Annotated in this window: 24 protein-coding genes and 1 rRNA gene; 7 read left to right on the top strand and 18 right to left on the bottom strand. The window is 61.0% G+C overall.

The window, feature by feature from the left end; all coding sequences use genetic code 11:
* Nucleotides 1-80 precede the first annotated feature (80 nt).
* From BQ9846_RS04890 to pcnB, 6 genes are all read right to left on the bottom strand, one after another.
* The gene (locus tag BQ9846_RS04890) at nt 81-1,259 is read right to left on the bottom strand and encodes an acetyl-CoA C-acetyltransferase (RefSeq protein ID WP_075879529.1); all 1,179 of its coding nucleotides are present in this window, start codon (nt 1,257-1,259) and stop codon (nt 81-83) included.
* A 173-nt stretch (nt 1,260-1,432) separates the two neighbouring features.
* A complete protein-coding gene (panD, locus tag BQ9846_RS04885) occupies nt 1,433-1,813 on the bottom strand; it encodes an aspartate 1-decarboxylase (RefSeq protein ID WP_075879528.1) in 381 nt (126 codons plus the stop codon).
* A gap of 14 nt (nt 1,814-1,827) precedes the next feature.
* Nucleotides 1,828-2,718, bottom strand: a complete 891-nt coding sequence (gene panC, locus BQ9846_RS04880; protein WP_075879527.1) for a pantoate--beta-alanine ligase — start codon at nt 2,716-2,718, stop codon at nt 1,828-1,830.
* Between the two features lie 50 nt (nt 2,719-2,768).
* On the bottom strand, nt 2,769-3,560 hold the full coding sequence (panB, locus tag BQ9846_RS04875; RefSeq protein WP_075879526.1) for a 3-methyl-2-oxobutanoate hydroxymethyltransferase: 792 nt from the start codon (nt 3,558-3,560) through the stop codon (nt 2,769-2,771).
* Nucleotides 3,561-3,645: 85 nt separating this feature from the next.
* Nucleotides 3,646-4,146 carry a 2-amino-4-hydroxy-6-hydroxymethyldihydropteridine diphosphokinase gene (gene folK, locus BQ9846_RS04870; RefSeq protein ID WP_075879525.1) on the bottom strand — a complete coding sequence of 167 codons (501 nt, stop codon included), beginning with the start codon at nt 4,144-4,146 and terminating at the stop codon, nt 3,646-3,648.
* A 3-nt stretch (nt 4,147-4,149) separates the two neighbouring features.
* Nucleotides 4,150-5,556 carry a polynucleotide adenylyltransferase PcnB gene (pcnB, locus tag BQ9846_RS04865; protein WP_075879524.1) on the bottom strand — a complete coding sequence of 469 codons (1,407 nt, stop codon included), beginning with the start codon at nt 5,554-5,556 and terminating at the stop codon, nt 4,150-4,152.
* Nucleotides 5,557-5,850: 294 nt separating this feature from the next.
* On the opposite strand from pcnB, the gene BQ9846_RS16455 reads away from it, so the two are divergent.
* Complete coding sequence (locus BQ9846_RS16455) at nt 5,851-6,228, top strand: hypothetical protein (protein WP_144049378.1); 378 nt, start codon at nt 5,851-5,853, stop codon at nt 6,226-6,228.
* A gap of 206 nt (nt 6,229-6,434) precedes the next feature.
* On the opposite strand, the gene BQ9846_RS04860 is transcribed toward BQ9846_RS16455, so the two are convergent.
* From BQ9846_RS04860 to dksA, 5 genes are all read right to left on the bottom strand, one after another.
* Nucleotides 6,435-7,808 carry a sigma-54-dependent transcriptional regulator gene (locus BQ9846_RS04860; protein ID WP_075879523.1) on the bottom strand — a complete coding sequence of 458 codons (1,374 nt, stop codon included), beginning with the start codon at nt 7,806-7,808 and terminating at the stop codon, nt 6,435-6,437.
* A complete protein-coding gene (locus BQ9846_RS04855; RefSeq protein WP_075879522.1) occupies nt 7,786-10,737 on the bottom strand; it encodes an ATP-binding protein in 2,952 nt (983 codons plus the stop codon). The genes BQ9846_RS04860 and BQ9846_RS04855 overlap by 23 nt, the downstream gene beginning before the upstream one ends.
* Complete coding sequence (locus BQ9846_RS16755; protein ID WP_165697901.1) at nt 10,727-10,903, bottom strand: hypothetical protein; 177 nt, start codon at nt 10,901-10,903, stop codon at nt 10,727-10,729. Before BQ9846_RS16755 ends, BQ9846_RS04855 begins: the two co-directional genes overlap by 11 nt.
* An 18-nt stretch (nt 10,904-10,921) precedes the next feature.
* Nucleotides 10,922-11,812: a tRNA glutamyl-Q(34) synthetase GluQRS gene (gene gluQRS / locus BQ9846_RS04850; protein WP_075879521.1), complete on the bottom strand. Its 891-nt coding sequence runs from the start codon at nt 11,810-11,812 to the stop codon at nt 10,922-10,924.
* Nucleotides 11,813-11,912: 100 nt separating this feature from the next.
* The gene (dksA, locus tag BQ9846_RS04845) at nt 11,913-12,350 is read right to left on the bottom strand and encodes an RNA polymerase-binding protein DksA (protein WP_075879520.1); all 438 of its coding nucleotides are present in this window, start codon (nt 12,348-12,350) and stop codon (nt 11,913-11,915) included.
* A gap of 198 nt (nt 12,351-12,548) precedes the next feature.
* Between dksA and BQ9846_RS04840 the strand changes: the two genes are divergently transcribed.
* Nucleotides 12,549-13,700: an aminotransferase class I/II-fold pyridoxal phosphate-dependent enzyme gene (locus tag BQ9846_RS04840; protein ID WP_075879519.1), complete on the top strand. Its 1,152-nt coding sequence runs from the start codon at nt 12,549-12,551 to the stop codon at nt 13,698-13,700.
* Nucleotides 13,697-14,428, top strand: a complete 732-nt coding sequence (sfsA, locus tag BQ9846_RS04835; protein WP_075879518.1) for a DNA/RNA nuclease SfsA — start codon at nt 13,697-13,699, stop codon at nt 14,426-14,428. The genes BQ9846_RS04840 and sfsA overlap by 4 nt, the downstream gene beginning before the upstream one ends.
* On the opposite strand, the gene BQ9846_RS04830 is transcribed toward sfsA, so the two are convergent.
* The 6 genes from BQ9846_RS04830 to BQ9846_RS04805 all read right to left on the bottom strand — a co-directional run bounded on the left by BQ9846_RS04830 (nt 14,425) and on the right by BQ9846_RS04805 (nt 19,023).
* Complete coding sequence (locus BQ9846_RS04830) at nt 14,425-14,877, bottom strand: DUF4426 domain-containing protein (protein WP_075879517.1); 453 nt, start codon at nt 14,875-14,877, stop codon at nt 14,425-14,427. The genes sfsA and BQ9846_RS04830 overlap by 4 nt on opposite strands.
* A 17-nt stretch (nt 14,878-14,894) precedes the next feature.
* Nucleotides 14,895-15,494 carry a methionine biosynthesis protein MetW gene (gene metW, locus BQ9846_RS04825; RefSeq protein WP_075879516.1) on the bottom strand — a complete coding sequence of 200 codons (600 nt, stop codon included), beginning with the start codon at nt 15,492-15,494 and terminating at the stop codon, nt 14,895-14,897.
* Complete coding sequence (gene metX, locus BQ9846_RS04820; protein WP_075881645.1) at nt 15,494-16,711, bottom strand: homoserine O-succinyltransferase MetX; 1,218 nt, start codon at nt 16,709-16,711, stop codon at nt 15,494-15,496. Before metX ends, metW begins: the two co-directional genes overlap by 1 nt.
* A 60-nt stretch (nt 16,712-16,771) precedes the next feature.
* Entirely contained in the window at nt 16,772-17,365 is a 594-nt protein-coding gene (locus BQ9846_RS04815) for a YggT family protein (protein WP_075879515.1), read from the bottom strand.
* Nucleotides 17,366-17,427: 62 nt separating this feature from the next.
* On the bottom strand, nt 17,428-18,255 hold the full coding sequence (proC, locus tag BQ9846_RS04810) for a pyrroline-5-carboxylate reductase (protein WP_075879514.1): 828 nt from the start codon (nt 18,253-18,255) through the stop codon (nt 17,428-17,430).
* A gap of 63 nt (nt 18,256-18,318) precedes the next feature.
* Complete coding sequence (locus BQ9846_RS04805) at nt 18,319-19,023, bottom strand: YggS family pyridoxal phosphate-dependent enzyme (RefSeq protein WP_075879513.1); 705 nt, start codon at nt 19,021-19,023, stop codon at nt 18,319-18,321.
* 33 nt (nt 19,024-19,056) lie between these two features.
* On the opposite strand from BQ9846_RS04805, the gene BQ9846_RS04800 reads away from it, so the two are divergent.
* Together BQ9846_RS04800 and BQ9846_RS04795 are read left to right on the top strand one after the other, a co-directional pair.
* Nucleotides 19,057-20,091, top strand: coding sequence for a type IV pilus twitching motility protein PilT (locus tag BQ9846_RS04800; RefSeq protein ID WP_075879512.1), 1,035 nt, complete (start codon nt 19,057-19,059; stop codon nt 20,089-20,091).
* Between the two features lie 22 nt (nt 20,092-20,113).
* Entirely contained in the window at nt 20,114-21,265 is a 1,152-nt protein-coding gene (locus tag BQ9846_RS04795) for a PilT/PilU family type 4a pilus ATPase (RefSeq protein WP_075879511.1), read from the top strand.
* 20 nt (nt 21,266-21,285) lie between these two features.
* On the opposite strand, the gene BQ9846_RS04790 is transcribed toward BQ9846_RS04795, so the two are convergent.
* The gene (locus BQ9846_RS04790) at nt 21,286-22,425 is read right to left on the bottom strand and encodes an anhydro-N-acetylmuramic acid kinase (RefSeq protein ID WP_075879510.1); all 1,140 of its coding nucleotides are present in this window, start codon (nt 22,423-22,425) and stop codon (nt 21,286-21,288) included.
* Nucleotides 22,426-22,566: 141 nt separating this feature from the next.
* On the opposite strand from BQ9846_RS04790, the gene tyrS reads away from it, so the two are divergent.
* On the top strand, nt 22,567-23,766 hold the full coding sequence (gene tyrS, locus BQ9846_RS04785; protein WP_075879509.1) for a tyrosine--tRNA ligase: 1,200 nt from the start codon (nt 22,567-22,569) through the stop codon (nt 23,764-23,766).
* A 431-nt stretch (nt 23,767-24,197) separates the two neighbouring features.
* A 16S ribosomal RNA gene (locus BQ9846_RS04780) occupies nt 24,198-25,731 on the top strand.
* The last annotated feature ends 49 nt before the right edge of the window (nt 25,732-25,780 follow it).

Here is a 25,780-nt window from a genome sequence, read left to right as displayed (position 1 = left end):
CGCAAGTATGAAAAAACCGCCCCGGGACAATCCCGGGGCGGTTTCTTTTTAGCCGTTAGCGTGGCGAAACGCGGATGAACTTAGCTACGCTCGATGGCGAGTGCCACACCCTGGCCGCCGCCGATACACAGCGTGGCGAGGCCTTTTTTGGCATCGCGGGCAATCATTTCGTGCAGCAGGGTCACTAGCACACGACAGCCAGAGGCGCCAATCGGGTGGCCCAGCGCAATCGCACCGCCGTTGACGTTTACTTTGGAAGTGTCCCAACCCAGCTCTTTATTGACTGACAGGGCTTGGGCGGCAAACGCTTCGTTGGCTTCGACCAGGTCGAGGTCATCCAGGCTCCAGCCGGCTTTCTCCAGGCAGCGGCGAGTCGCCGGTGCCGGGCCAATGCCCATGATGGCCGGGTCGACACCGGCGTTGGAGTAAGCCGCGATACGCGCGAGCGGCTCAAGGCCGAGCTCTTTGGCCTTTTCGGCGGAGCAGAGCATGACCACGGCGGCGCCGTCGTTGATCGAGGAGGCGTTGCCGGCGGTAACGGTACCGTCTTTCTTGAACGCCGGGCGCATGCCACCTAGCTTTTCAGCGGTGACCTCACGCGGATTCTCGTCGGTATCAAACACGACCGGGTCGCCTTTGCGCTGGGGAATCTCCACCGGCACGATCTGGCTCTTAAACTTACCCTCCTTGATCGCTTGAGCGGCTTTGTTCTGTGACGCAGCGGCGAACTCGTCCATCTCCTCGCGCGTGATGCCGTACTTCTCGCCAAGATTTTCAGCGGTAATGCCCATATGGAAATCGTTGAAAGCGTCCCACAGGCCATCGTGGACCATGGTGTCAATCGCTTTCCAATCGCCCATGCGCTGGCCGGTGCGCGAGTTGGGCAGCACGTGCGGTGAGGCGGACATGTTCTCTTGGCCGCCGGCAATGATAACGCTGGCATCGCCGCAGCGAATCGCCTGGGTGCCCAGGTGCAAGGCCTTCAGGCCTGAGCCGCACACTTTGTTAATCGTCATGGCCGGCACGGCGTCGGGAAGCCCCGCCTTGATGGAGGCTTGGCGCGCCGGGTTTTGGCCCACGCCGGCGGTCAGCACTTGACCGAGCAGCACTTCATCGATTTGCTCGGGGGCGACACCCGTTGAGCTAAGAATATCTTTGATCACCAGCGCGCCGAGATCGCTTGCCGGAATGCCAGCGAGGGAACCACCAAAAGCGCCGACAGCGGTACGGCGTGCAGCAACAATCACCACGTCTTGCATAAGAGAACTCCTGGGTAGCGTGAATCAGGCATTCATGGATGCCTATCTTGGCATTTGCGTTAAAGCCTCCCTGTAGCATAGGGGAAGGTTGTGCGATGCGGCAATACGCTTTTTGCAGCAAATAAAAACGGGCCGTAAGAACGGCCCGTTAATCAGCAAGATAGCCTAGGTAATCAGGCAAGCTGTACCGGAATCGCGTTGCTGGTGTGGCTGACAATATTGCCTTCTTGCAGGTACACCAGCGCCGGCTGGTGATCATCGAGCTCCGCCTCGGCGTAGTGGGCGTAGCTGCAGATGATGACGCGGTGGCCCGGGCCTGCCAGATGGGCGGCGGCACCGTTGATGGAGATCATCTTCGAGCCCTCTTCACCGCGAATGGCGTAGGTGGTGAAGCGCTCGCCGTTTTCCACGTTGTAGATTTGAATCTGCTCGTTTTCACGGATGCCGGCCATATCCAGCAGATCACCGTCGATGGCGCAGGAGCCCTCGTAGTTAAGGACTGCGTGAGTGACGCGCGCCATGTGGAGCTTGGCTTTGAGCATAATGGTTTGCATGGGGTATACCTTTATTACTGAGCTGGCGCGGAATCGGCGTCAGCGGATGTGTCGGTTGCAGCGGGGAGCGTTAAGGTCAAGTTATCGATTAGCCGCGCGCGCCCGAGTTTAGCGGCTGCGAGTAGTACGGCATCGCGAGTGGCGGTATCCACCGGGCCAAGCGTGCGATCGCGTAATTCAAGGTAGTCGGGCTCAAAACCGGCATCATACAGCGCTTGACGGCCCTGTTGTAGTGCTTTGTGCGGGTTTTCACCCTTTTCAAGGGCATCGCGCAGAGTCTTCAGGGTGCGGTAGAGCGCCGGCGCCTTGGCGCGCTCTTCAGCGCTTAGATAGCCGTTGCGTGACGACAGCGCGAGGCCATCCTCATGGCGCACGATCGGCACGCCCACAATCTCGATGGGCATGTGCAAATCGGCCACCATTTTGCGAATAACCGCGAGCTGCTGATAATCCTTTTCGCCAAAGCAGGCGATGTCTGGCTGCACCAGGTTGAACAGCATCGTCACCACGGTGGCGACGCCATCGAAGTGCCCCGGGCGATCACCGCCACACAAGCCTTCGCTGACGTCAGGTACGTGTACACAGGTCTGGTGATCGAGCCCGCGGGGGTAGAGTGTCTGCGTGGTGGGGGCAAACAGCACATCGCAGCCGGCGTCGGTGAGCGCCTGTTGGTCCGCTTCAAAGGTGCGCGGGTAGGCGTCAAGGTCCTCCCCGGGGCCAAACTGCATCGGGTTAACGAACAGGCTTGAGACCACCACATCGGCGTGTTGGCGCGCGGTTTCGATCAGCGCGAGATGGCCCGCGTGCAAGTTGCCCATGGTGGGGGCCAAGGCGATGCGCTGGCCACGCTGGCGGTATTCGCTAAGCGCGTCACGCAGGTCTGAAATGTCTCGCAAGGTACGCATAGAAGCTCCGAAACGCAGCGATCCGCTGAATCCATCAGCGCGTTGTCGATTTAAAAACAGTGCTCAGGGGCCGGGAATACCCGCTGTTTGACGTCTTGGTGGTAGCGCTGGAAGGCGCCCTGGATGGTATCGGCCTCGGCCAGGAAATTTTTAACAAAGCGGGGGGTGCGGCCGTGGGTCACGCCAAGGATATCGTGCATGACCAGAATCTGGCCGTCGGTATCTGGGCCGGCGCCAATGCCGATAACCGGCACGTCGAGTGCCTCCGTCACGGCTTTGCCCAGGCTCGCGGGAACGCACTCAAGCAGAATGACCGAGGCCCCGGCGTCAACCAGCACTTTGGCGTCATCAATGATCTGCTCGGCGCGCTCGGCATCGCGCCCCTGCACTTTATAGCCGCCTAGCTGATACACCGTCTGTGGTGTCAGCCCCAGGTGGGCGCATACCGGCACGCCGCGGCGGGTCAGTTCGCGAATGCCCGCGGCCATCCACGCCTCACCTTCGACTTTGACCAACTCGGCGCCGGCGCGCATCAGCTCGCCTGAATCGCGCAGCAGTTGCTCCGTGCTGGCGTTACTCATAAAGGGCAGGTCGACCATTAAAAGGCTCGCCCCTTTGCCGCGTGCGGCGCAGCGGGTGTGATAGACAATATCGTCGAGCGTCACAGACAGGGTGCTTTGCTTGCCTTGCAGCACCATGCCCAGGGAATCGCCGACCAGCAGCACTTCAATACCGGCTTGGCTGGCGGCGTGGGCGAAGGAGGCGTCGTAGGCGGTCAAGCAGCTGAACGTTTCGCCGGCGCGTTTGAACGCCTGCAGCGTGCTCAGGGTGACGGTTTTCATGGTGTGATCTCGTGTTCTGCGTTAGGCCGGAAGGTCACGGTGAGCGCCGTTAAACCGGCGCCCGATATGACGTAACCGGCAATTGTTACTCAAATACGCGCTTGCTGTCGAGTCGGGTGATGGTGTTGCCAAGTGGCGCGAGCCACTGCTCAAGGCGTTCACCGTTGAGACGCAAGTGCGGCGCCAACTCGTTGAGCGGGCCAAGCACGAACGCGCGCGTGTGCATAAGCGGGTGCGGCACGCGCAGTCGAGGATGATCAATGTCGGTGTGATTAAACAGCAACATATCAAGATCCAGCGTGCGCGGACCCCAGCGGCGCTCTCGCCGGCGGCGGTGGCGCTGCTCCAGCGCTTGCAGTTGATCCAAGAGGGCAAGTGGCGATAACCGGGTTTCCAGTGCCGCCACGGCGTTGATGAAATCGGGCTGATCCTGCGGCCCGACTGGCTGGCTGCGGTAGAGCGAGGAGGTGCCCACACAGCGGCTTAGCGGCAGCCGGTCAAGCGCGTAAAGGGCCTGCTCCACCTGCTGCACGGGGTCCTCAAGGTTGCTGCCGAGCCCAATATACGCCAACGACGTGTTCAGCATGGGTCACTCCGCGTCTTGGCGTGGCTTGCGCCGCCGACGCTTACGCGGCTTTTTCTTGGGGCCTTGGCTTGCCGGGTCGCCGCCGGTTTTTTGAATCAAACGGCGCTGTTCGTGCTCGTCGCCCTCTTGGAAGGCCGTCCACCAATCGCCCAGCCCGCGCGGTATTTCGCCGGCCTGCTCGCGCAGGAGAAGCAAGTCATAGGCGGCGCGAAAGCGTGGGTGCTCGCGGGTTTGGAACGCACGCTTGCCGTGGCGCTGGGGTAGCCGCGCCTGCAGCTCCCAGATGTCGCGCATGGGCATGCCAAAGCGCTTGGGGATCGAGGTGTGCTGCAGTTGGCGCGAGATCACCTGCTGAGCGGCGGCCTGAAGCGCTGGGATGGCCGGCATGCCTTCGCGCTCAAGCTGCGCTTGGCGATGCACCACCGGCGCCCATAGAAACGCGGCGAGCAGAAAGGCCGGGGTCACCGGGCGCCCGTTGGCGATGCGCTTATCGGTGTTCATCAGCGCCGATTCGATGAGCAACTCGGCCCACGCGGCGTCCGCCATGGCTTCTTCCGACTCGGGGAAGAGCATGCCAAACAGGCCGTAATGGCTGAGCATTCGGAAGGTCATCAAGCCGTGGCCTGCCATGAACAGTTTGAGGACTTCATCGAACAGGCGCGCGGGCGGAATTTGCAGCAGCAGCGGGGCGAGGTCGTAGATCGGCGCCTCGGTTTCAGGCGACAGCGTAAAGTCGAGTTTGGAGGCAAAACGCACCGCACGTAGCATACGCACCGGGTCTTCGCGGTAGCGTGTCTCGGGGTCGCCGATCAGCCGCAGGGTGCGGGTTTCGATATCGTGCGCGCCATCGGCAAAATCGTGGATACTGAAATCAGCGATGCTGTAGTAGAGGGCGTTCACCGTGAAGTCGCGGCGCAGTGCGTCCTCTTCGATGCTGCCCCAGACGTTGTCGCGCAGCAGTAGCCCATCGTCGGACTGGTGCGCGATGTGGTCGCCGTGCGCGTCTTGGGGCTTGCCACGGAACGTGGTGACCTCGATGACCTCGCGGCCAAAGCGCACGTGAACAATGCGAAAACGCCGCCCAATCAGGCGCGAATTGCGGAAAAGCTCGCGCACCTGTTCGGGCGTGGCGTTGGTCGCCACGTCGAAATCTTTGGGCATTTGACCCAGAAGGGCATCGCGGATGCAGCCACCCACGAGGAAAGCGTCAAAGCCAGCGCCATCCAGGCGATAAAGCACCTTGAGCGCGGCGTCGCTGATGTGCTGACGGGAAACCGGGTGCTCAGAGCGCGGGATAATGCGCGGCGTAAGCCCTTCAGGATGTTTTTTTGATTCGAGCGGGGATTTCAAATGCTCTCCCGGATGATGTAAGAGGTCGTTGCTCAGAAAGCGAATAAATCCTTTAAACATGCGGCGAATAGGCGTCGCAAACTACGTAAAGTGGCTGAGTGTAGCCGACGCTTTGCGCCTTGCAAAGCGCAGCGCATGGCCAGAGCGTGTATGAGCGTGCTAAAGGCGGGGTTAAACGCAGAAAGGGGAGGCCATGATGGCCTCCCCTATTAAGCGGTTAAGTACTTAAAAAGTACTTAAAAATAGTACCCAGCGTCCGTGCTGCTGTTTTTCTTCATGTTGGCACATCGCCCTGAATACGCACCGCAGTCGGTGGGCGTAAGCTCCTGGTGTGACAGCCAGGGTGGTAACACCGTGGCTAAGCACTGGTTTGAGCCCGACCGCCTCGTATTCAAAGCAATAATCCAATCGCGATTCTCTCCACCTGGCGTGTTGTTTTTGTTGCCAGGCTGTACGTCTATCTCGGCGTTATTGTTGTTTTGCCTTGGTGACGTACGTCGCGTCCTAGTGGGCACCTTGCGCTGTGTTATTGTTGTTGCCTCGCCGCAAGTTGAGATGCTGCCGTTGTTTTTGTTTGCGCTGCTATCTCTAAACCTGGCCTGTTTTGTTTTTGTTGTGGCCGAGGTGGGTGCGGTGTCGGGTATTGTTGTTGTTAGGTCTCGTTTAAGAGCGACCGCCGCACAGCCCATATTTGTCAAGGTTGTTTTTCTTACCCAGATACACTGCACTTGACGTGCCACTATTTTGAAAGTCTTTTATTTTCAGATGATTAGATTTTTTAAGGGCGGTAAAAGCGAGGTGCGCATAGGAAAGTGTTACCCGCTTTTGGCCTGGTTTGGGGCGGGCGCTGTGTGCGGAGGTAACAGTGAGTGGGAGCGCCCAGGAAGGATAAAAAACAGTGACTCCCGTGAAGTAGACCATGGTCGCAGAGGGAGTGGCTAGGAGGGCCGGCGGGCGGTTTTTTTGCGGGGAATACCCAAGCGCTGACGCCGTTCCCAGAGGTTTTTGCGGCTGATGCCGAGCTTTTGGGCCAGTTCGGTTTCGCTCATATGATCCTGGTGCTCCAGCACGAAATGCTGGAAGTAATCCTCCAGGGAGAGATCGCCCTCCGCCGGGTCGTCGCCGCTCTCGACCGTTGGCGCCGGGGCGCTAGGCTTGGGGCGCGTGGCCGTCGGTGCAAGACCGAGATCATCGGGGTGAATCAAATGCCCCTCGGCGAGGATCACGCCGCGCTCAAGGGCGTTTTCCAGTTCGCGCACGTTGCCGGGCCAAGGGTAGTCACGCAGGTCCTGGCGCGCGGCGCGGGAGAGCCTAAGCCCTTCGCGGTGATGGCGCTTGCAGGCTTTCTCCAACAGGATATCGGCGATTTCAAGGACATCGTCGCCGCGCTCCCGCAGCGGCGGCAGGTCAATCTGCATGACGTTTAAGCGGTAGTAGAGATCAAGGCGAAACTCCCCACTCTTGGATAGCGCCCGCAGGTCGCGGTGGGTGGCGGCGATCAAGCGCACATTGACATGACGGGTCTCGACCGAGCCGATCTTGCGAATCTCCCCCTCCTGCAGCACGCGCAGCAGGCGTGCCTGAGCATCCAGCGGTAGCTCGCCGATCTCATCCAGGAACAGCGTGCCGCCGTCAGCGGCTTCCACCAAGCCGGTGCGCGCGGCGCTGGCCCCGGTGAAGGCGCCTTTTTCGTGGCCAAAAAGCTCCGATTCGATCAGCGTTTCCGGGATCGCCGCGCAGTTCACGCAAATCAGCGGCGCTTTGACGCGTTGGCTCTGCTGGTGAATGGCGCGCGCCACTAACTCTTTGCCGGTGCCGGATTCGCCCTGAATCAGCACGGTGACGTCGGCTGGCGCGGTTTTGCGAATGCGGGTATACACCTGCTGCATGCCGGCGCAGTCGCCGATCATGGTTTGGCGGCCGCCGCGCTCATCGGTCACATTCGGCGGTTCGCTTTTCTGCATCGACTGCTGGTGCAGAATCCGAGCCACCGTTTCCACAAGCTCGGCATGGTCGAACGGCTTGGCGACGTAATCCACCGCGCCCTGTTTAAGCGACTCCACCGCCGAGCGCATGCTGGCATAGCTGGTCATGATCAGCACCGGCACCGGGGCGGCGCGCTCGATCAAGGCGGTGCCGGGCTCACCCGGTAGGCGCAAATCGCTAATAATTAAATCAAAGCCGTGGAGCTCAATCGGCGCGCACGCCTCAACGCTGCCGGCCTCGCTGACGTGGTAGTCGTGGCGTTCCAGCAGGCGCTTTAACGCGCTGCGAATGATCGCTTCATCTTCAACAATCAGAATCTTGGCCATGGGGCGTTATATCGTCCTGTTGGTAAAGCGGAAGCCATAGCGTAATGGCTGTGCCGCGGGAGTGGTCAGGCGGCGGAGACGCCACGTCAATTCTGCCCTGGTGCTCGGTGATGATCTGGTACGCCAGCGAGAGCCCAAGCCCCGTTCCCTCCCCGGCGGGCTTGGTGGTGGTGAACGGCTCGAACAGCCGATCGCGAACCGAGGGGTCGATGCCGTGGCCATCATCGCGGACTTGCCACCAGGCGGTGGCATCCTCCACCCCCGCGCTGATCACGACATGGCCATGGGGGGTTGAGGCGTCGCGGGCGTTGCTAAGTAGGTTCACCATCACTTGGATCAGCCGCTGCGCGTCACCGCGAACGACAATCCCCGCAGGGCAATCATGGGTCAGCGTGACATCCTCGCCCGAGCGCGCCAGGTGGATCAAGTGCAGCGCGTCTTCGCTGATAGTCGCAAGATCGACCGGCTCGCTGGGCAGCGGCACGCTTTGGCGACCCCCATGAGCGAAGCCCACCAGTGAATTAACGATCTTGGTGACGCGCTGGGTCAACGTCTGAATATGGTCGGCGGTTTCCAGCAGTGCCGGGTCGTCGGTATCGTAGCGCAGGTTTTGCGCAAGCGACGATATACCGGTAATGGGGTTACCGATCTCATGGGCGACACCCGCCGCAAGCTGACCGATGGAGGCGAGACGGGCGGCGTGGACCAGCTCGTCCTCAAGGCGCTTCATCTCGCTGTGATCCTCGATCAGCACGACACTGCCGCCGCGGCTATCGTGACCGCTAAGGTCGGCCTTGTGCAGGGTCAAAAAGTAGTCGCGCCCATGCAGATGCGCCGGCTGTTTATAAAGCGGGGCGTTGTCGCTCTCAAGCGCGCGACCCAGCAGCGTGGGCCACGGTTCCGGCAGGCTATCGCGGCGCGAGCCGATGACGCTATCGCCACTGATGCCGGAGAGCTCGGCCAGTGCCTGGTTCCACATCAACAGCTCGCTGTCATCGCCGAACACGCAAAGCCCCACCGGCAGGTGGGTCAGGGTTTGGCGATGGTGGCGACGTAGGCCATCGAGCTCGCGGGCCAGCCCGGTGAGCCGCGAGCGGTAAGCTTCCAAGCGGCTTTCCACAAAGTGAATATCGTCGGTGACCGGTGCATCGTCGTGGCGATAGGGCAGGTAGCGGTCGACGATATCCCGTGCCACCGACGGCCCCATCAGGCCCGACAGGTTCGCCTGAATGCGATCGCGCAGCCGGCGCAGCGCATAGGGGCGGCGCTCCTGGTGGTTGATATGCAGCGCCTTGAGCGCGCGATCCACCTCACGGCGAGCCGCTTCGTCGCCCAGCGCTTGGGCTAGGTGCGTGGTGAAATCCTCCACGGTGGCGGCTTCCAGCGGCAGGCGCTTGGAGCGGATCACGGCATCCACCGAGCAGGCCTCGGAAGCGGATTTTTCCCCTTCGGAGGTGCGACTAAACAGCGAAACGGTGATGAGTAGCACAATGTTGGCCGCCAGCGAGAGCAGGGTGACCTGATACCAGAGCGGTGACTCGGGAGGGATGAGCGGCGTAAAGGGCAGCGTGGGCACCGGAATGGTGACAAACAGCGGCAGCCATAGGCCCCAGAGCCAGATGAAGACCCCCGCGAGCAGCCCCGCGATCATGCCGTTGCGGTTGGCGCCGGGCCAGTAAAGGAGCGCCAACATGCCGGGCAGGCACTGTGCCATGCCGACAAAGGCGGCAAGCCCGAGAGGCGTGAGGGCTTGATGGTGCCCCACCCCGGTGTAGAACAGCCAGCCGCTGATAATCACCGCCACAATGAGCCCCCGGCGCAGCCAGCGTAGCCAGCCATAGAGATCCGTGCGGGCTTCGGGCGGGCTTGCCACCAGCACGATATGGTTGAGCACCATGCCGGAGAGTGCCAATGAAATCATGATCATCGTGCCGCTCGCCGCGGCCAAGCCGCCCACGAATGCTAGCGCGCCGACCCAAGGGTGGGAATGGATGACGTAAGCGGCGTAAGCCGGCAGTGTGATCGGCGCGTCAGCTTGCGCTTGCGCCGCCCACCAGATCAGCGGCACCGGCAGCGCCATGAGCAGTAAAAACAGCGGCAGTGTCCAGCTGGCTTGAAGCAGGGTGTGGCGCGAGAGGCTCTCGGCAAAGGTGATATGAAACAGGTGCGGCATCAAAAACGCCGCGGCGAAAAAGAGCAGCAGCAGGGTGCGCCAGTGGGCCGGCTCCAGCTTCGGTGTTTGCGATTGCAGCGCGTGCCCTTCGCTTGCGAGCCACTGCTGCAGGTGCTGCGGGCCCTCAAACACGCCCCACAGGGCGACGGCACCGAGGGTCAGCATGGCGGCGAGTTTGACGATCGATTCAAACGCAATGGCCGCGAGCAGGGTGTCGTGGCGAGCGTGAAGGTGGCTGTGGCGAGCGCCAAAAAACACCGCGAACGCAGCGATCATCACGCACAGCAGCAGTGAGACTTCGGGCCCCATGTGGCTGTGCGTCATGGTATTGATGGCCTCGCCGAGGGTTTTGACCTGAATGCCCAAAAGCGGCAGCACCGCGAGCAGGCTCACCAGTGTGACCAGTGTGCCCGCCCAGCGCGAGCGAAAACGAAACGCGAACAGATCGGCCAGCGAGGCGAGCTGATAGGTGCGCGTGATGCGCTGGATCGGCACCAGTAGCACCGGTGCGAGCAGAAAGGCCCCGGCGGGGCCTAAGTAGTAGGCGAGGTAGCCAAAGCCCGCATTGGCGGCGAGTTCGATACTGCCGTAGATGGCCCAGGCGCTGGCATAGACGCCCAGCGCCAAGGTGTAGACGGCGGGATGGCGAGTAATGCGCACCGGCACCCAGCCGCGCTCCACGGCAATACCGCAGCCGAACAGCAGGGCGAGATAGCCCACGCCGAGCAGTAGCACAGAGGTGACATCAACGCTCATCCAGCTTCCTTTTCTGCTCCAGCCACAGCGTCAGGGCGATCAAGCCGCCCCAGATCAGAAACGGCCGATACCAGGCGATATCCGGGTTGCCCCAGCCGTTCATCAAAAGCGGCGAGAGCAGGTAGCCGCCAAACACCAAAAACAGCATGATCCGGTAAACGTACATCGCGACTCCTTCAACGCGTCAGGGCGCAGGGCGCTGGTCAGTGGCGGCCATGCGGGTCACCGACCAGTTTGCAATGCCCCAGGCAAGCTGCTCTTGTGGGGGCGACTCGGCAAGCGCCACCGGTGGCGCTTGATCCAGCGCCTTAAGTGCCCAAAAAAGTTGACGTCGAATCAAGGCCGGGTCGTCGGCCAGCGGTGGGGCGAGGTTCTGCTTGGAGAGCTTTTGCCCTGCTGGGGTGACGATCAACGGCAGGTGTAGGTAGCGCGGCTCGGGGTAGCCCAGCGCGCGCTGTAATTGGCGCTGCCAGGGCGTGTTATCGAGCAGGTCGATCCCGCGCACCACATCGGTGATGCCTTGCGCGGCGTCATCCTCCACCACGGCTAGTTGATACGCCCAGAGCCCGTCTTTGCGTTTGAGCACCACATCGCCCAGCGTCGCCGGGTCGAATGTTTGCTCCCCAAACAGGCGGTCTTGCCAGCGGATGGGGCGCTCGCCAAGGTCGCTGCGCAATCGCCAGGCGAGCGGCTTTTCGGGTTCGCAAACGCCGTCGCGGCACCAGCCTGGGTAGATAGGGTAATCGCGCCACTGCTTGCGCGAGCAGCTGCAGGGATAGGCCAAGCCCGCTGCCTTGAGCCGCTCCAGCGCGTGTTGATAAGCGTCGTCGCGGCGGTGCTGAAAGCGTACCTCGCCATCCCAGTGCAAGCCAAACGCCTCTAGCTGGCGCAGAATCGTATCCGCCGCCCCGGCCGGGCAGCGCGGCGGGTCGATATCCTCGATCCGCACAAACCAGTGCCCTTGTACGGCGCGGGCATCGAGAAAACTGCCCAGCGCCGCCACCAGTGAGCCTAGGTGCAGCGGCCCGGAGGGGGTCGGGGCAAAGCGGCCGCGATAGGGAGAGTGTGTAGGCATGGCGCTATCTTATCAGGCTGTCGCTGTACGCCAACGTGGGGCGCACACAGAAACGGGCACTCGTGTTGAAGTGCCCGTTAAAAAGGTGCGCATGAGTGGTTTAACCGCCTAGCTGCTTCTCTTTGAGTTCGGCCAGGGTTTTGCAATCGACGCACAGTGTCGCCGTAGGGCGCGCTTCCAGGCGACGAATGCCGATCTCGACGCCGCACGCTTCGCAGAAGCCGTAATCGTCCTCGTCGATTTTTTCCAGCGTCTCGTTGATCTTTTTCAGCAACTTGCGCTCACGGTCACGGGTGCGCAGTTCCAGGCTAAAGCCCTCTTCCTGGGTGGCACGGTCGGCCGGGTCGGCGTAGTTGTTGGCGTCTTCTTGCAGGTGGCGAACGGTGCGGTCCACCTCTTCCATAAGATCCTGCTTCCAATCCAGCAGGAGCTGACGAAAGTGTTCCAGCTGCTGCTCGTTCATATACTCTTCACCCGGCGCCGGCTCGTACGGGGTGAAGGGCTTGGACACTTCCGGTTTCTTTTCTGCTACTGGCATGGGGCTGTCCCTTCCATAAATGACTGCTGATCGACCATCAGGCGAGGTAATGATCTTACGCCAAAGGGATGCTTGTTTAGCTGAAAAATGTCGCCTTTGCAAGCATAATACTGCGTTTTATACGATGGTTTACCCAGCACACGACTACCACGCGGACGTTAGGCGCGCGGGCAGGGCGTGACACAACAAGGAGCGAGCATGGCGTGGAATTCACGAGTGGCTAAGGTGGCCCCGTTTCGGGTGATGCACCTGTTAGAAATGGCCCAAGCCCGGGAAGCGGCGGGGCACGATGTGATCCATCTGGAAGTGGGCGAGCCCGATTTTCCTACCCCTGAGCCGGTGATTGCCGCCGGCCAAGAGGCGCTGGCCCAAGGGCGGACGCGCTACACCCCGGCGGCAGGGCTGCCGGCGCTACGCGAAGCGATTGCGCGCCACTACGCCGAGCACTTTGGCGCGGCTGTCGACCCGTCGCGGATTATCGTCACCCCCGGGGCCTCCGGCGCGCTGCTTCTGGCCAGCCAACTCCTGGTGGAGGCGGGTGATCGTGTGCTCATGGCCGACCCTAACTACCCGTGCAACCGTCACTTCATGGCGCTTGCAGGGGCCGAGGTGGGCGCGGTCTCGGTGGGGCGGGATAGCGGCTGGCAGCTTAACGGCGCGCTTGTCGCCGAGCACTGGCGGCCCGAGACGCGTTTGGCGATGCTCGCCTCGCCCTCGAATCCGACCGGGCACACGCTTGACGCCGCCGCACTCGCCGGCGCGGTGGCCGAGCGCGGCGGCACGCTCCTGGTGGATGAAATTTACCAGGGGCTTAACTACGACGAGGCGCCGCTCTCCGCCCTGTCGCTCTCCAATGACGCCTTCGTGGTCAATAGCTTCTCCAAATACTTCGGCATGACCGGCTGGCGCCTGGGCTGGCTGGTGGCGCCGGAGGCGGCTATCGAGCCACTAACGCGCCTGGCGCAGAACGTCTTTCTCGCCGCGCCGACGCCCTCGCAGCACGCGGCGCTGGCCGCCTTTACCCCCGAGTGCCGGGAAATTCTGGAGGCACGTCGGCAAACGCTGAAAGCCCGCCGTGATGTGCTGCTTCAAGGGCTTGCGCGCCTGGGGCTCGCGCCCGATGTGCCGCCGCAGGGAGCGTTTTATCTGTGGCTGGACATTTCCCGCTACAGCCGCGATAGCCAAGCGTTTTGTCAGCGCCTACTCGAGGAAGAGAGCGTGGCCATCACGCCAGGGGTCGATTTCGCCGTGCGCGGCGGCGAGCACCATGTGCGCATTGCGTTCACCAACGACGTGGCCCGGCTTGAGGAGGCGGTTGAGCGCATCGCCCGCTTTGTGAGCCGGCTGTGACGCTGCGCTATCCCGCCCTTGTGCCGGGTGTTTTGCTCAAGCGCTACAAGCGCTTTCTGGCCGATGTACGCCTCGACGATGGCCGTGAGGTGGTGGCCCACTGCCCCAATACCGGCTCGATGAAAGCGGTCAATGTGCCGGGGGCGCGGGTGTGGCTGTCCCCCAGCGACAACCCCAAGCGTAAACTGGCCTGGACGTGGGAGCTGATCGCGCTGCCCCAGCCCGATGGCACGCAAGCGCTAGCCTCGGTGCATACCGGGCGTGCCAATCGCATCGTCGAGGCGGCGCTGGCCGAGGGGAGCGTAGCACCGCTGGCGGGCTACGCCACGCTCAAGCGCGAAGTGAAGGTCGAAGGCGCGCGGCTCGATTTTCAGCTCTCTGACCCGGCGCGGGGCAGCGCCTATATCGAAGTGAAGCAAGTCACCCTCAAAGAGGCCGATGGCCATGGCTATTTCCCCGACGCGGTCAGCGTGCGCGGCACCAAGCACTTGCAAACGCTTGCCCGGCTCGCCCAGGCCGGCGAACGTGCGGTGCTGCTGTTCTGTGTGGCCCACGAGGGCATTGAGGATGTCGCCCCAGCGGCGCATATCGATGCGGCTTACGCTGAGGCGTTGCGAGAGGCACACCAGCACGGGGTTGAGGTGCTGGCGTATGGGGTGGCGTTTGAACGCGAGGGGCAAACGCCCACGGCGGTTAGGCTTTCGCGGGCGTTAGCGGTACGGGTTTAACGTTCGATATAAAAGCGCTGGGTAAAATTGACCGGTTCGGGCTCGGCGTTGCGGTCGTACTGCACGTCGAGCTCGAAGCGCATTGATTCATCATCGCGCAGAACGAAGGTCGCTAGGTGATAAATGGCGTCATCTTCGTGCACGGTGCGAAAGCTGAGCGACTCTTGGTTCCCGGCTAGATCCCCTACGCTGCCCTTCACGTTGGCGTTGACGGGCGTTGTGCCGCCGTCCTCCTGCTTTTCACGGACGCTGACGTTCACCAACCCAAGGTTCGCGCTGCGCTGCAGCTTGTACGCTTGGGCGACCTCCGGGGTCAAAAAGCGCGTGCTGACCGCGCTGTAGTGGATTTGATAATCCCCCACCTGAGTATACTGCTCGGCATTGGCGCTAAGCGCGGTGAGGCTTAAGCCAGCGAGGGCAACGGTGGCGAGTAAAGCGCGTTTCAGCATGAGGTGTTCTCTCCCATTTAGGTTCTGCGACGACGAACGCGAAAAATGGCGATTTCGCCAAATAAGTTGGGCCACAGGCGCGACGTCCAGTGGCCGCGATGGTCGCCGACGCCGACGGCACGATCCACGATCATCAGACCCTTATCGCGGCACAGATGTTCAAAATCGTTGAAGGTCGACAGGTGAATATTGGGCGTATCGTACCAGGCATGGGGCAGCGACTTGGACACCGGCATGTAGCCGCGAAGCCCTAAATGCACCCGGTGGCGCCAGTAGGCGAAGTTGGGGAAAGTGATAATGCCCTCCTCGGCGACGCGCAGCATTTCATCAAGCATCTTATCCGGGCGGCGTAGCGCCTGCAGCGCTTGGGTCATGATCACCAGGTCGTAGCTGTTATCGCTAAAACTGCCGAGGCCGTCGTCGAGGTTATGCTCGATGACGCTCACGCCGCGTTCGACACAGCGAGTAATGCCTTGCGGGTCAATTTCCAACCCATAGCCGCCCACGTTTTTGTGCTTGGCCAGCGCTTCAAGCAGCACGCCATCACCGCAGGCAAGGTCGAGTACGCGAGCGCCTTGGGGCACCCAGTCGTAAATGATGTCGAGATCGGCGCGCATCACGATAGCGCCTCCTTATGCGTCGTTGGCGTGTCCAGGTTCAGCTCGCGTGCGGCGCGCTGCATAAAGGCGCTGAACATGGCGTGATAGCGCTCATCGGGCAGCAGGAAAGCGTCGTGGCCGTAGGGCGAATCGATATTGGCAAAGCTCACCGGTTTGCCCGCGTGAATCAGCGCATCGACTAGCTCGCGGGAGCGCGAAGGCGGAAAACGCCAGTCGCTGGAGAAGCTGATGACCAAAAACGGGCACTGCGCCGGCGCCAGCGCCCGGGAGAGGTCGCCCCCGTAGATCGCCGCCGGGTCGAAGTAGTCCAGCGCCTTGGTCATCAGCAGGTAAGTGTTGGCGTCGAACGTCGTGGAGAAGGTGTCGCCCTGATGGCGCAGGTAAGACTCCACCTGAAACTCAACGTCAAAACCGAAGTGCAAATCGCTACTGCGCAAATCGCGGCCAAACTTGCTGCCCATGGCGTCTTCGGAAAGGTAGGTGATATGGCCCACCATGCGCGCGAGTTTGAGCCCGCGTTTGGGCACGGTGTCGTGCTCGCCGTACCAGCCCTCGTGAAAGTCGGGGTCGGAGCGAATCGCCTGGCGCGCGACCTCGTTGAAGGCGATGTTCTGCGCCGAAAGGCGCGGGGTGGCGGCAATGACCACGGCGTTGGCGATGCGCTCAGGGTGGGCCATGCTCCACTGCATCACCTGCATACCGCCGAGGCTTCCGCCCACGGCGGCGGCCCAGCGCTCGATGCCAAGGTAGTCCGCTAGCCGCACTTGGCTTTCGACCCAGTCGCTAACCGTCACCATGGGGAAGTCCGGCCCCCACTGGCGCCCGGTGTCGGGGTTGTGGCTCAGTGGCCCCGTGCTGCCGTGGCACCCGCCGAGATTGTTGAGCGAGACGACAAAAAAACGATTGGTGTCGATCGATTTCCCTGGCCCGATATGCGCGTCCCACCAGCCTGGCTTGCGATCCTCAGGGCTGTGAAAACCGGCGGCGTGGTGATGCCCGGAGAGGGCATGGCAAATGAGCACGGCATTGCTACGCTCAGCGTTGAGCGTGCCGTAGGTTTCATAAACCAAGTCATACTCGGGGAGCACCTTGCCGCACGCCAGGGCAAGTGGCGTATCAAAATGCGCGGTTTCCGGGGTAACGACCCCAACGGAGCCCGCCGGAAGCGCCTTCGCCGGGGGGGACTGGGTCGCTGCGGTGTGTGAATCAGGCATGAACGGCATAAACCCCGCTTGCTAGAACGATCTTCAACGACGTAAGCCTTACGCGAGCCATTAAAGCCCGACCAGCGCGCCGGAAATACCGGCCGCGCGCACCAGTGCGCCGACGACTAACCCATCAATCAAGTTGATGGCGATGAACACCACGATCGGGGAGAGATCGATCATACCCAGCGGTGGAATCACCTTGCGCACCGGGGCCATGATGGGCTCGACAAGCTGCATCACCAGAAGCGCGCCGGGGTGGCTGGCATTGGGGGCGACCCAGCTTAAAATAATCATCACGATCAGCGCGAAGAAGTAAATCTTTAAAATCGCGTTGGCGAGTGCTGCCACCCCGCCGATCAAAAGCCCCGCAATGGGCGGCAACCCCACGCCGATCACCATAAAGATCCCCACCATGCTCAACACTTTGAGGACAAAGGCGGCGGCGAGGGTGGCAAGGTCAAACCGGCCGGCAACGGGGCCCAGAAACCCTTGAAAAAGCCCCACCACCGGCTGGGTGATTTTTACCACCGACTGGCTCAGCGGGTTGTAATAATCTGCCTGCGAGGCTTGCAGCAAAAAGCGCAGCATCAAGATAAACAGGTAAATGTTGATCAGGGAGTTGACCAGCATTAGCCCGGCGCTGCCCAGTGAGTTGCCCATTATGTTCTCTCCGTCGTCACGTGATGGTGCGTGCTAGTGCGTAGGTATAATCGCGTGGTTGATTAAGATGTGCCGCTTAGCTCTTGGGCCATTTCTTGGGCACGTTTGGCGCAGACTTGCATCGCCTCTTCCATGGTGGTGCGCAAGTTGGCCGCTTCCAGATGGGCAATGGCCCGTTCGGTGGTGCCGCCGGGCGACATCACGTTTTGCTTGAGCGTGGCTGGGTCTTTGTCGCTCTGTTTGGCCATGGTGGCCGCGCCCAGGGCGGTCTGTATCGCCAAGCGGCGGGCGGTTTCGGCGGGTAATCCCAGTTTCGCTCCGGCTTCCTCCATGGCTTCAAACATTAAGAAAAAGTAGGCCGGTGCGCTACCGGAAACGGCCGTGACCGCCTCTAACAGTTTTTCGTCGTCCACCCACTCAACAAGCCCCACCGCCTCCATTAGCTCAGTGGCAACGTCGCGCTGCTCTGCGCTGACGTGGGCGTTGGCGAACAGGCCGCTAGCCCCCATGCCCACCAGTGAAGGCGTGTTAGGCATGCAGCGCACCAGGGCGTTGCCACCACCCAGCCACGCGTCGATGGTATCGGCATCCAAGCCGGCCGCAATCGAGATGATCAGCGGCTTTTGGCGCTGAACGCTGTCGCGCATCGCCTCACACACCTCGCGCATGATTTGCGGCTTCACTGCCAGCACGACGACATCGGCCTGAGCGACGGCGGCACTGTTATCGGTATGGGTATGAATGCCCAGGCGCTCGCGCACCGGGGCAAGCATCGCGTCATCGGGTGAGGTGGCCGTGATGGTGGACGGGGAGACGCCGCTGTCGATGAGGCCGCCGATAATGGCGCTGGCCATGTTGCCGGCGCCGATAAAGGTGATGTGATTCGCCATGGGAAGTCCTATTTAATAAGGGGCCTAGTTAAGTAAGAGCCTGGAATGAGTGAGAAGGGCGCGTCAACGCGGCGCGCGGGCGCCAAAAATGGCCGTGCCTAAACGTACCAGCGTAGCGCCTTCCAAAATAGCGGCCTCGAGATCGTCGCTCATGCCCATGGAGAGCGTGTCCAGCGGCGCCTCGGGTAGCGCTTGCTTAAGGCTTTCCTGCGCGCAGCGCAAAGCGGCAAGCGGTTTACGCTGCGCCTCTAACGATTCCGCCGGGGCGGGAATCGCCATCAGCCCGCGCAGACGCAGGCGCGGCAGTTCGGCCACCGCAGCGGCAAGCTCAGGGAGCGCTTCGGGCAGCACGCCGGATTTGCTCACTTCCCGGCTGATGTTGACCTGTAGGCAGACATTGAGCGGGTCGAGTGCCTCAGGACGCTGCTCACTTAAGCGCTTGGCGATTTTGAGCCGATCGACGCTGTGGACCCAATCAAAGTGCTCGGCGGCGGCGCGGGTTTTGTTCGATTGCAGCGGGCCGATGAAATGCCACACGATAGCGTCGAGATCGGCCAGCTCCGTTTGCTTGTCCAGCGCTTCTTGCAGGTAGTTTTCGCCGAATTCGCGCTGCCCAAGCTGCCACGCCTGGCGGATCATCAAGGCGGGCTTGGTCTTGCTGACGGCAAGTAGCCTGGCGTCATCCGGAGGTCGGCCGGCAGCGTCCAGCGCGCGCGCTAAACGCGCCCGGGCGTTGGCGAGTGACGCATCAAGGGCAATGTCTGTCATACTCAAGCACCTTACCGCAGCTGGGGAAGTGAGATGGATATTACCGAACTGCTGGCATTCTCGGCAAAGCAGAATGCCTCTGACCTGCACTTATCGGCAGGATTGCCGCCCATGATACGCGTTGACGGCGATATTCGCCGGCTCAATGTGCCGGCAATGGACAATAATGAGGTCCGTAAGCTGATCTACGACATCATGGGCGACCGCCAACGGCGGGAGTACGAGGAGCACCTGGAAGTCGATTTCTCCTTTGAAGTGCCGGGTGTGGCGCGCTTCAGGGTCAATGCCTTTAACCAAGCTCGCGGCGCGGGCGCGGTGTTTCGTACCATTCCCAACGAAGTGCTGACGATGGAAACGCTGGGAATGGGCGAGGTATTCGAGCGCTTCTCCATGCTGCCACGAGGCCTTGTGCTGGTGACCGGCCCCACCGGCTCGGGTAAAAGTACGACGCTGGCGGCGATGATCGATTACGTGAACAACCACCGCTACGAGCACATCTTGACCATTGAGGACCCGGTGGAGTTTGTGCATACCAGCAAGCGTTGCCTGGTCAATCAGCGCGAAGTGCATCGCGACACGCACAGCTTTGCCGACGCGCTGCGCAGTGCCCTGCGCGAAGACCCAGACGTCATTTTGGTCGGCGAGCTGCGCGACCTGGAAACCATTCGCCTGGCGCTCACGGCGGCGGAAACCGGCCATCTGGTGTTTGGCACGCTGCATACCACCTCGGCGGCCAAGACGATTGATCGTATCATCGACGTCTTCCCCGGTGAGGAGAAATCCATGGTGCGCTCGATGCTGTCGGAGTCGCTGCAGGCGGTGGTGTCGCAGTCGCTGCTCAAACGCCAAGGCGGCGGGCGCGTGGCGGCGCACGAGATTCTGATTGCCACCTCCGCCGTGCGTAACCTCATCCGCGAGGACAAGGTGGCGCAGATCTATTCGGCCATTCAAACCGGCGGCAACCTGGGGATGCAGACGCTCGACGCCTCGCTCACCCAGCTGGTGAAAGAAGGCAAGGTAAGCCGCGAAGAGGCGCAGGCGCGGGCCAAGGGCGAACTGTCGATCTAACCGGGCAACCAAGGAGAGCAGTATGAGCGAAACCGTTACGCCAACCCAGTGGCTGCATCAGCTGTTGGGGATTATGGTCGAGCAGCAGGCTTCCGATTTGCTGATTTCAGTCGGCGCGCCGCCGAGCTTTAAGATGTCGGATGGTTTAACGCCGTTGGGCAAGCAGCCGCTCAGCGAGCACCAAGTAAAAGAGCTGGTGACCCACACCGTGCCAGAAGGGCTGCGCCAGCGCTTTCAGGAGGAGCGGGAGGCTAATTTCGCCCTGAGCCTTGGCGATAAAGGCCGCTTTCGCGTGAGCGCGTTTCAGCAGCGCAACCAGATGGCGATGGTGGTTCGCCGCATTTCTCTGGAAATCCCCAAGCTAGAGAGTCTTGGGGTGCCGCCCGCCCTGGGCGAGCTGGCGCGGGCCAAGCGCGGGCTAGTGCTGGTGGTCGGCGGCACCGGCACGGGGAAATCCACCACGCTTGCGGCGATGATCCAGCAGCGCAACGAAACCGTCGGCGGGCATATCATCAGCGTCGAGGACCCGATCGAGTACATCCATCCGCACAAGCGCGCGATCGTCAATCAGCGCGAAGTGGGGATCGATACCGAATCTTTCGAGGTGGCGCTGAAAAACACCCTGCGCCAAGCCCCGGATGTGATTCTGATCGGCGAGATACGCACCCGCGAAACCATGGAGCACGCGCTCACCTTCGCCGAAACGGGGCACCTCTGCTTGGCGACGCTGCACGCCAACAACGCCAACCAGGCGCTCGATCGTATCATCAACTTTTTCCCCCATGAGCGTCACGAGCAGATCTGGATGGATCTGTCGCTCAACCTGCGCGCCATCGTGGCCCAGCAGCTGCTGCCCAAGAAAGGGAGCGGGCGCTGCCCGGCGATCGAAATCATGCTGCAGTCGCCGCGTATCGCGGATTTGATCAGCAAAGGCGAGGTCGGCGAAATCAAAGGCGCCATGGCGAAATCCCGCGACGGCGGCATGCAGACCTTCGATCAGGCGCTGTTTGACCTTCATCAAGCCGGTGATATCACCGAAGAAGTGGCGCTTGCCCACGCGGATTCCGCAAATGACCTGCGCATGATGCTCAAGTACGGCGGCGCCGACGCGAATCTATCGCTGGATGAGCAGGTGCCAAGCGGCCTTGCGCTGCGCGACGAAGATGACTTTTAGCCGCTTTCCCAGCGCGGTGCTTAAGGGGCGTAAACGCCACCGAGCACCCGGGGGCCGGCGGCACCGGTGACGCTGGGTAAATTGCTTGGCAGGTAGTGCAAACGCCGATGCGCGAGCCAGGCAAACGCCCCGGCTTCAATCCAGTCGGCGGGCCAGCCCCAAGCATCCGGCGTACTGAGCGTTGCTTGCGGTAGAAGGCGCGCTAGCCGTTGGCACAGATCGCCGTTGTGGGCGCCGCCGCCGGCGATGATCAGCGTGAAGGCTTTTTCCTTCAGCAAGTGCTTAACCCCCTGCGCAACGCTTTTAGCGGTCAGCTCCGCCAGTGTCGCTTGCACCGCTTGGGGCGACTCTTGGCCGGACAAGTGACGCTCAAGCCAGGGCAGGTGAAAGCGCTCACGGCCCGTACTGCGCGGCGGCGGCTGATGAAAAAACGGCTCGCTTAGCAGGCGCGCCAGCAGCGCGGCGTCGACGTTTCCACCAGCAGCCCACTTGCCATCGCGATCGAACGCGCCTTTCTGGTGGCGCTGAAACCACGCATCCAGCAGCACGTTGGCCGGGCCGGTATCAAACCCCAGAGGGGGGGCGTCGCCTGGCGGTAACCACGTCACATTGGCAAACCCCCCGAGGTTGAGCACGACGCGTGCTTCTGTTGGGCTTTGAAACAGCGCTTGATGAAAAGCCGGCGCTAGCGGGGCCGCCTGCCCGCCGGCGGCTAAATCGCGGCGACGAAAGTCAGCCACGACGCGACAGCCGGTCAGCTCGGCGAGTCGGCTGGGGTTATCCAGCTGCAGCGTATAGGCCGGTCCTCCGTTATGGCCCTGCGGGGCGTGCTCAATGGTTTGGCCGTGGCTGCCAACGGCGCGGATATCGGACGGTGACAGCGCCTGTTGGCGCAGTAGGGCATTCACGGCATCGGCCTGCAGTTGGCAAAAGCCCTCTTCGGCAGCGGCGAGTTGGGCAAAGCTCACCTTTTCAGCGTGGCACACTGCCAGCAGTGCCTCGCGCAACGCCTGCGGCATCGTGACAGCGTGCGTGGCGGCCAGGCGTGGAACAGCGTCAGAAGGGAACTCAACCAGCGCCGCATCGATACCATCAAGGCTGGTGCCGGACATCAAACCGATATAGCGTTCAGGCGCGTTGTCGTGGTGTCTCTCGTGCATAGAGCTTCTCTAGAGGCTGGCGCAGGTTTCAAAACGTCGCGAGCGCAAAGGCTCAACCAAATGTAGCCGGCATGGTAACATCGTGCGCTATTTATCACCCTAAATGCCCTGGCGGGCAGTTTGAGTCAATGGAGAGAAGCAATGAGCGAGGTGGATCAGGCGTTAGCCCTGTTGTCGCGAGGTACGCATGAAATCCTGCTAGAGGATGAGTTGAAAAAAAAGCTGGCCTCCGGTCGCAAGCTGCGTATTAAAGCGGGGTTTGATCCTACAGCGCCTGATCTGCACCTTGGCCACAGCGTGCTTTTGACCAAAATGCGCCAGTTCCAGGAGTTGGGGCATACCGTTATCTTCCTGATCGGGGATTTTACCGGCCGCATCGGTGACCCTACCGGCAAAAACGTGACGCGCAAACCGCTCACCGAGGCTGACGTCAAAGCCAACGCTGAGACCTATAAAGCGCAGGTGTTCAAGATCCTCGACCCGGAAAAGACCGAGGTGCGCTTTAACTCCGAGTGGTTTAGCGAACTCACCGCCGCCAAGATGATCGAGCTCGCCGCGCAGAGCACCGTGGCGCGCATGCTTGAGCGTGACGATTTCGAGAAGCGTTACAAGGCCAACCAGTCCATCGCGATTCACGAGTTTCTCTACCCGTTGGTGCAAGGCTACGACTCGGTTGCCCTTGAGGCGGATGTTGAGCTCGGCGGTACGGACCAGAAGTTCAACCTGCTCATGGGGCGCGAGATTCAAAAGCACTTCGGCCAAGAACCCCAGGTCGTGATCACCATGCCGCTGCTGGAGGGCTTGGATGGCGTGCAGAAAATGTCCAAGTCGCTGGGTAACTACGTTGGCGTTGACGAATCGCCCGGGTCGATGTTCAACAAGCTGGTTTCTATGCCTGATAGCTTGATGTGGCGCTACTTTGAGCTTTTATCGCTGAAGTCGAACGAAGGGATTGAGGTGCTTAAGCGCGACGTCGAGCAGGGTGCTAACCCGCGTGATATCAAAATGGTGTTGGCGCGCGAACTGATTGCCCGCTACCACGATGACGAAGCCGCCGCGAATGCGCATAAATCCGCCGGCAATCAGCTAGCGGACGGAGAGCTGCCCGCGGACTTGCCGGAAGTAGAGGTTGATTTTGAGGGTGGCGAGCAGGCACCGATTGCGGCTGTGCTAAACCGCTCGGGGCTGACCAAAAATAGTGCTCAGGCCAAAGATATGCTGAAAAATGGCAGCGTAAAAGTCGATGGGGAGGTTGTTGCTCAAGACACCATGCTGCCCACAGGCAAGGCATATGTCATTCAAGCAGGGAAGAAACGTTACGCCCGCGTGACGCTTATGTGAATTTTTTCTCACAGCCCCTTGCCAACCCGGCGTTGAGCCCGTAAAGTACGCATCCGCTGCCGGGGACGCCAAGCGTTACCAGCGGTAAATGAAGGTGGAAACCTTCGGTTTGTCAGTAGGTTAGAGCGATTGTCTGCTCACCTACATTGCTGAATTCAGCCACTGAAAATAGCGATTGACAAACACTCAGGGATGCGTAGAATACGCCCTCCTCGCTGAGGCAAGGGCTTCCGGTTATCGAAGCGCTTCAGTGACACGCTCTTTAAGAATTTGATCAGGTAATTCATGTGGGCGCTTGCCGATGAGGGTGACAAATCACCTATTATCAAGGCAAGCGACTCGTCAAATGTCAATTTGACTGAATTCGTTTGAAACCTTGAGCCAAGATTGGTTCGCTTCTGCCTTCGGGCAGGCAAGAACTGTATGATTTTAAACTGAAGAGTTTGATCATGGCTCAGATTGAACGCTGGCGGCAGGCCTAACACATGCAAGTCGAGCGGTAACAGATCTAGCTTGCTAGATGCTGACGAGCGGCGGACGGGTGAGTAACACATAGGAATCTGCCCGGTAGTGGGGGATAACCTGGGGAAACCCAGGCTAATACCGCATACGTCCTACGGGAGAAAGCGGGGTTTCGGCCTCGCGCTATCGGATGAGCCTATGCCGGATTAGCTGGTTGGTGAGGTAATGGCTCACCAAGGCGACGATCCGTAGCTGGTCTGAGAGGATGATCAGCCACATCGGGACTGAGACACGGCCCGAACTCCTACGGGAGGCAGCAGTGGGGAATATTGGACAATGGGGGCAACCCTGATCCAGCCATGCCGCGTGTGTGAAGAAGGCCCTCGGGTTGTAAAGCACTTTCAGCGAGGAAGAACGCCTAATGGTTAATACCCGTTAGGAAAGACATCACTCGCAGAAGAAGCACCGGCTAACTCCGTGCCAGCAGCCGCGGTAATACGGAGGGTGCAAGCGTTAATCGGAATTACTGGGCGTAAAGCGCGCGTAGGCGGCTTAATAAGCCGGTTGTGAAAGCCCCGGGCTCAACCTGGGAACGGCATCCGGAACTGTTAAGCTAGAGTGCAGGAGAGGAAGGTAGAATTCCCGGTGTAGCGGTGAAATGCGTAGAGATCGGGAGGAATACCAGTGGCGAAGGCGGCCTTCTGGACTGACACTGACGCTGAGGTGCGAAAGCGTGGGTAGCAAACAGGATTAGATACCCTGGTAGTCCACGCCGTAAACGATGTCGACCAGCCGTTGGGTGCCTTGAGCACTTTGTGGCGAAGTTAACGCGATAAGTCGACCGCCTGGGGAGTACGGCCGCAAGGTTAAAACTCAAATGAATTGACGGGGGCCCGCACAAGCGGTGGAGCATGTGGTTTAATTCGATGCAACGCGAAGAACCTTACCTACCCTTGACATCCTGCGAACCCGGAAGAGATTCCGGGGTGCCTTCGGGAACGCAGAGACAGGTGCTGCATGGCTGTCGTCAGCTCGTGTTGTGAAATGTTGGGTTAAGTCCCGTAACGAGCGCAACCCTTGTCCCTATTTGCCAGCGATTCGGTCGGGAACTCTAGGGAGACTGCCGGTGACAAACCGGAGGAAGGTGGGGACGACGTCAAGTCATCATGGCCCTTACGGGTAGGGCTACACACGTGCTACAATGGCCGGTACAAAGGGCGGCGAACTCGCGAGAGTCAGCGAATCCCTTAAAGCCGGTCTCAGTCCGGATCGGAGTCTGCAACTCGACTCCGTGAAGTCGGAATCGCTAGTAATCGTGGATCAGAATGCCACGGTGAATACGTTCCCGGGCCTTGTACACACCGCCCGTCACACCATGGGAGTGGACTGCACCAGAAGTGGTTAGCCTAACGCAAGAGGGCGATCACCACGGTGTGGTTCATGACTGGGGTGAAGTCGTAACAAGGTAGCCGTAGGGGAACCTGCGGCTGGATCACCTCCTTAACCGATGCGTCATCCTCGCGGTAAGCGCTCACAATGAATTACCTGATCA

It is taken from the genome of Vreelandella massiliensis, from assembly GCF_900155385.1.
Classification (GTDB): domain Bacteria; phylum Pseudomonadota; class Gammaproteobacteria; order Pseudomonadales; family Halomonadaceae; genus Vreelandella; species Vreelandella massiliensis.
The sequence above is the reverse complement of the archived record's forward strand: the minus strand, read 5'-3'. Positions and strand labels throughout refer to the sequence as shown.

Coding starts and splice junctions, on each gene's coding strand:
- dksA (WP_075879520.1), bottom strand. CDS start 12,350: ATGCCAGTAGCAGAAAAGAAACCGGAAGTGTCCAAGCCCTTCACCCCG.
- BQ9846_RS04800 (WP_075879512.1), top strand. CDS start 19,057: ATGGATATTACCGAACTGCTGGCATTCTCGGCAAAGCAGAATGCCTCT.
- BQ9846_RS04815 (WP_075879515.1), bottom strand. CDS start 17,365: ATGGGCAACTCACTGGGCAGCGCCGGGCTAATGCTGGTCAACTCCCTG.
- folK (WP_075879525.1), bottom strand. CDS start 4,146: ATGCTGAACACGTCGTTGGCGTATATTGGGCTCGGCAGCAACCTTGAG.
- BQ9846_RS04790 (WP_075879510.1), bottom strand. CDS start 22,425: ATGCACGAGAGACACCACGACAACGCGCCTGAACGCTATATCGGTTTG.
- gluQRS (WP_075879521.1), bottom strand. CDS start 11,812: ATGCCTACACACTCTCCCTATCGCGGCCGCTTTGCCCCGACCCCCTCC.
- BQ9846_RS04855 (WP_075879522.1), bottom strand. CDS start 10,737: ATGAGCGTTGATGTCACCTCTGTGCTACTGCTCGGCGTGGGCTATCTC.
- BQ9846_RS04890 (WP_075879529.1), bottom strand. CDS start 1,259: ATGCAAGACGTGGTGATTGTTGCTGCACGCCGTACCGCTGTCGGCGCT.
- metX (WP_075881645.1), bottom strand. CDS start 16,711: ATGCCTGATTCACACACCGCAGCGACCCAGTCCCCCCCGGCGAAGGCG.
- tyrS (WP_075879509.1), top strand. CDS start 22,567: ATGAGCGAGGTGGATCAGGCGTTAGCCCTGTTGTCGCGAGGTACGCAT.
- metW (WP_075879516.1), bottom strand. CDS start 15,494: ATGCGCGCCGATCTCGACATCATTTACGACTGGGTGCCCCAAGGCGCT.
- BQ9846_RS04795 (WP_075879511.1), top strand. CDS start 20,114: ATGAGCGAAACCGTTACGCCAACCCAGTGGCTGCATCAGCTGTTGGGG.
- BQ9846_RS04805 (WP_075879513.1), bottom strand. CDS start 19,023: ATGACAGACATTGCCCTTGATGCGTCACTCGCCAACGCCCGGGCGCGT.
- panC (WP_075879527.1), bottom strand. CDS start 2,718: ATGCGTACCTTGCGAGACATTTCAGACCTGCGTGACGCGCTTAGCGAA.
- panB (WP_075879526.1), bottom strand. CDS start 3,560: ATGAAAACCGTCACCCTGAGCACGCTGCAGGCGTTCAAACGCGCCGGC.
- proC (WP_075879514.1), bottom strand. CDS start 18,255: ATGGCGAATCACATCACCTTTATCGGCGCCGGCAACATGGCCAGCGCC.
- pcnB (WP_075879524.1), bottom strand. CDS start 5,556: ATGTTTAAAGGATTTATTCGCTTTCTGAGCAACGACCTCTTACATCAT.
- BQ9846_RS04860 (WP_075879523.1), bottom strand. CDS start 7,808: ATGGCCAAGATTCTGATTGTTGAAGATGAAGCGATCATTCGCAGCGCG.
- BQ9846_RS04840 (WP_075879519.1), top strand. CDS start 12,549: ATGGCGTGGAATTCACGAGTGGCTAAGGTGGCCCCGTTTCGGGTGATG.
- panD (WP_075879528.1), bottom strand. CDS start 1,813: ATGCAAACCATTATGCTCAAAGCCAAGCTCCACATGGCGCGCGTCACT.
- BQ9846_RS16755 (WP_165697901.1), bottom strand. CDS start 10,903: ATGTACGTTTACCGGATCATGCTGTTTTTGGTGTTTGGCGGCTACCTG.
- BQ9846_RS04830 (WP_075879517.1), bottom strand. CDS start 14,877: ATGCTGAAACGCGCTTTACTCGCCACCGTTGCCCTCGCTGGCTTAAGC.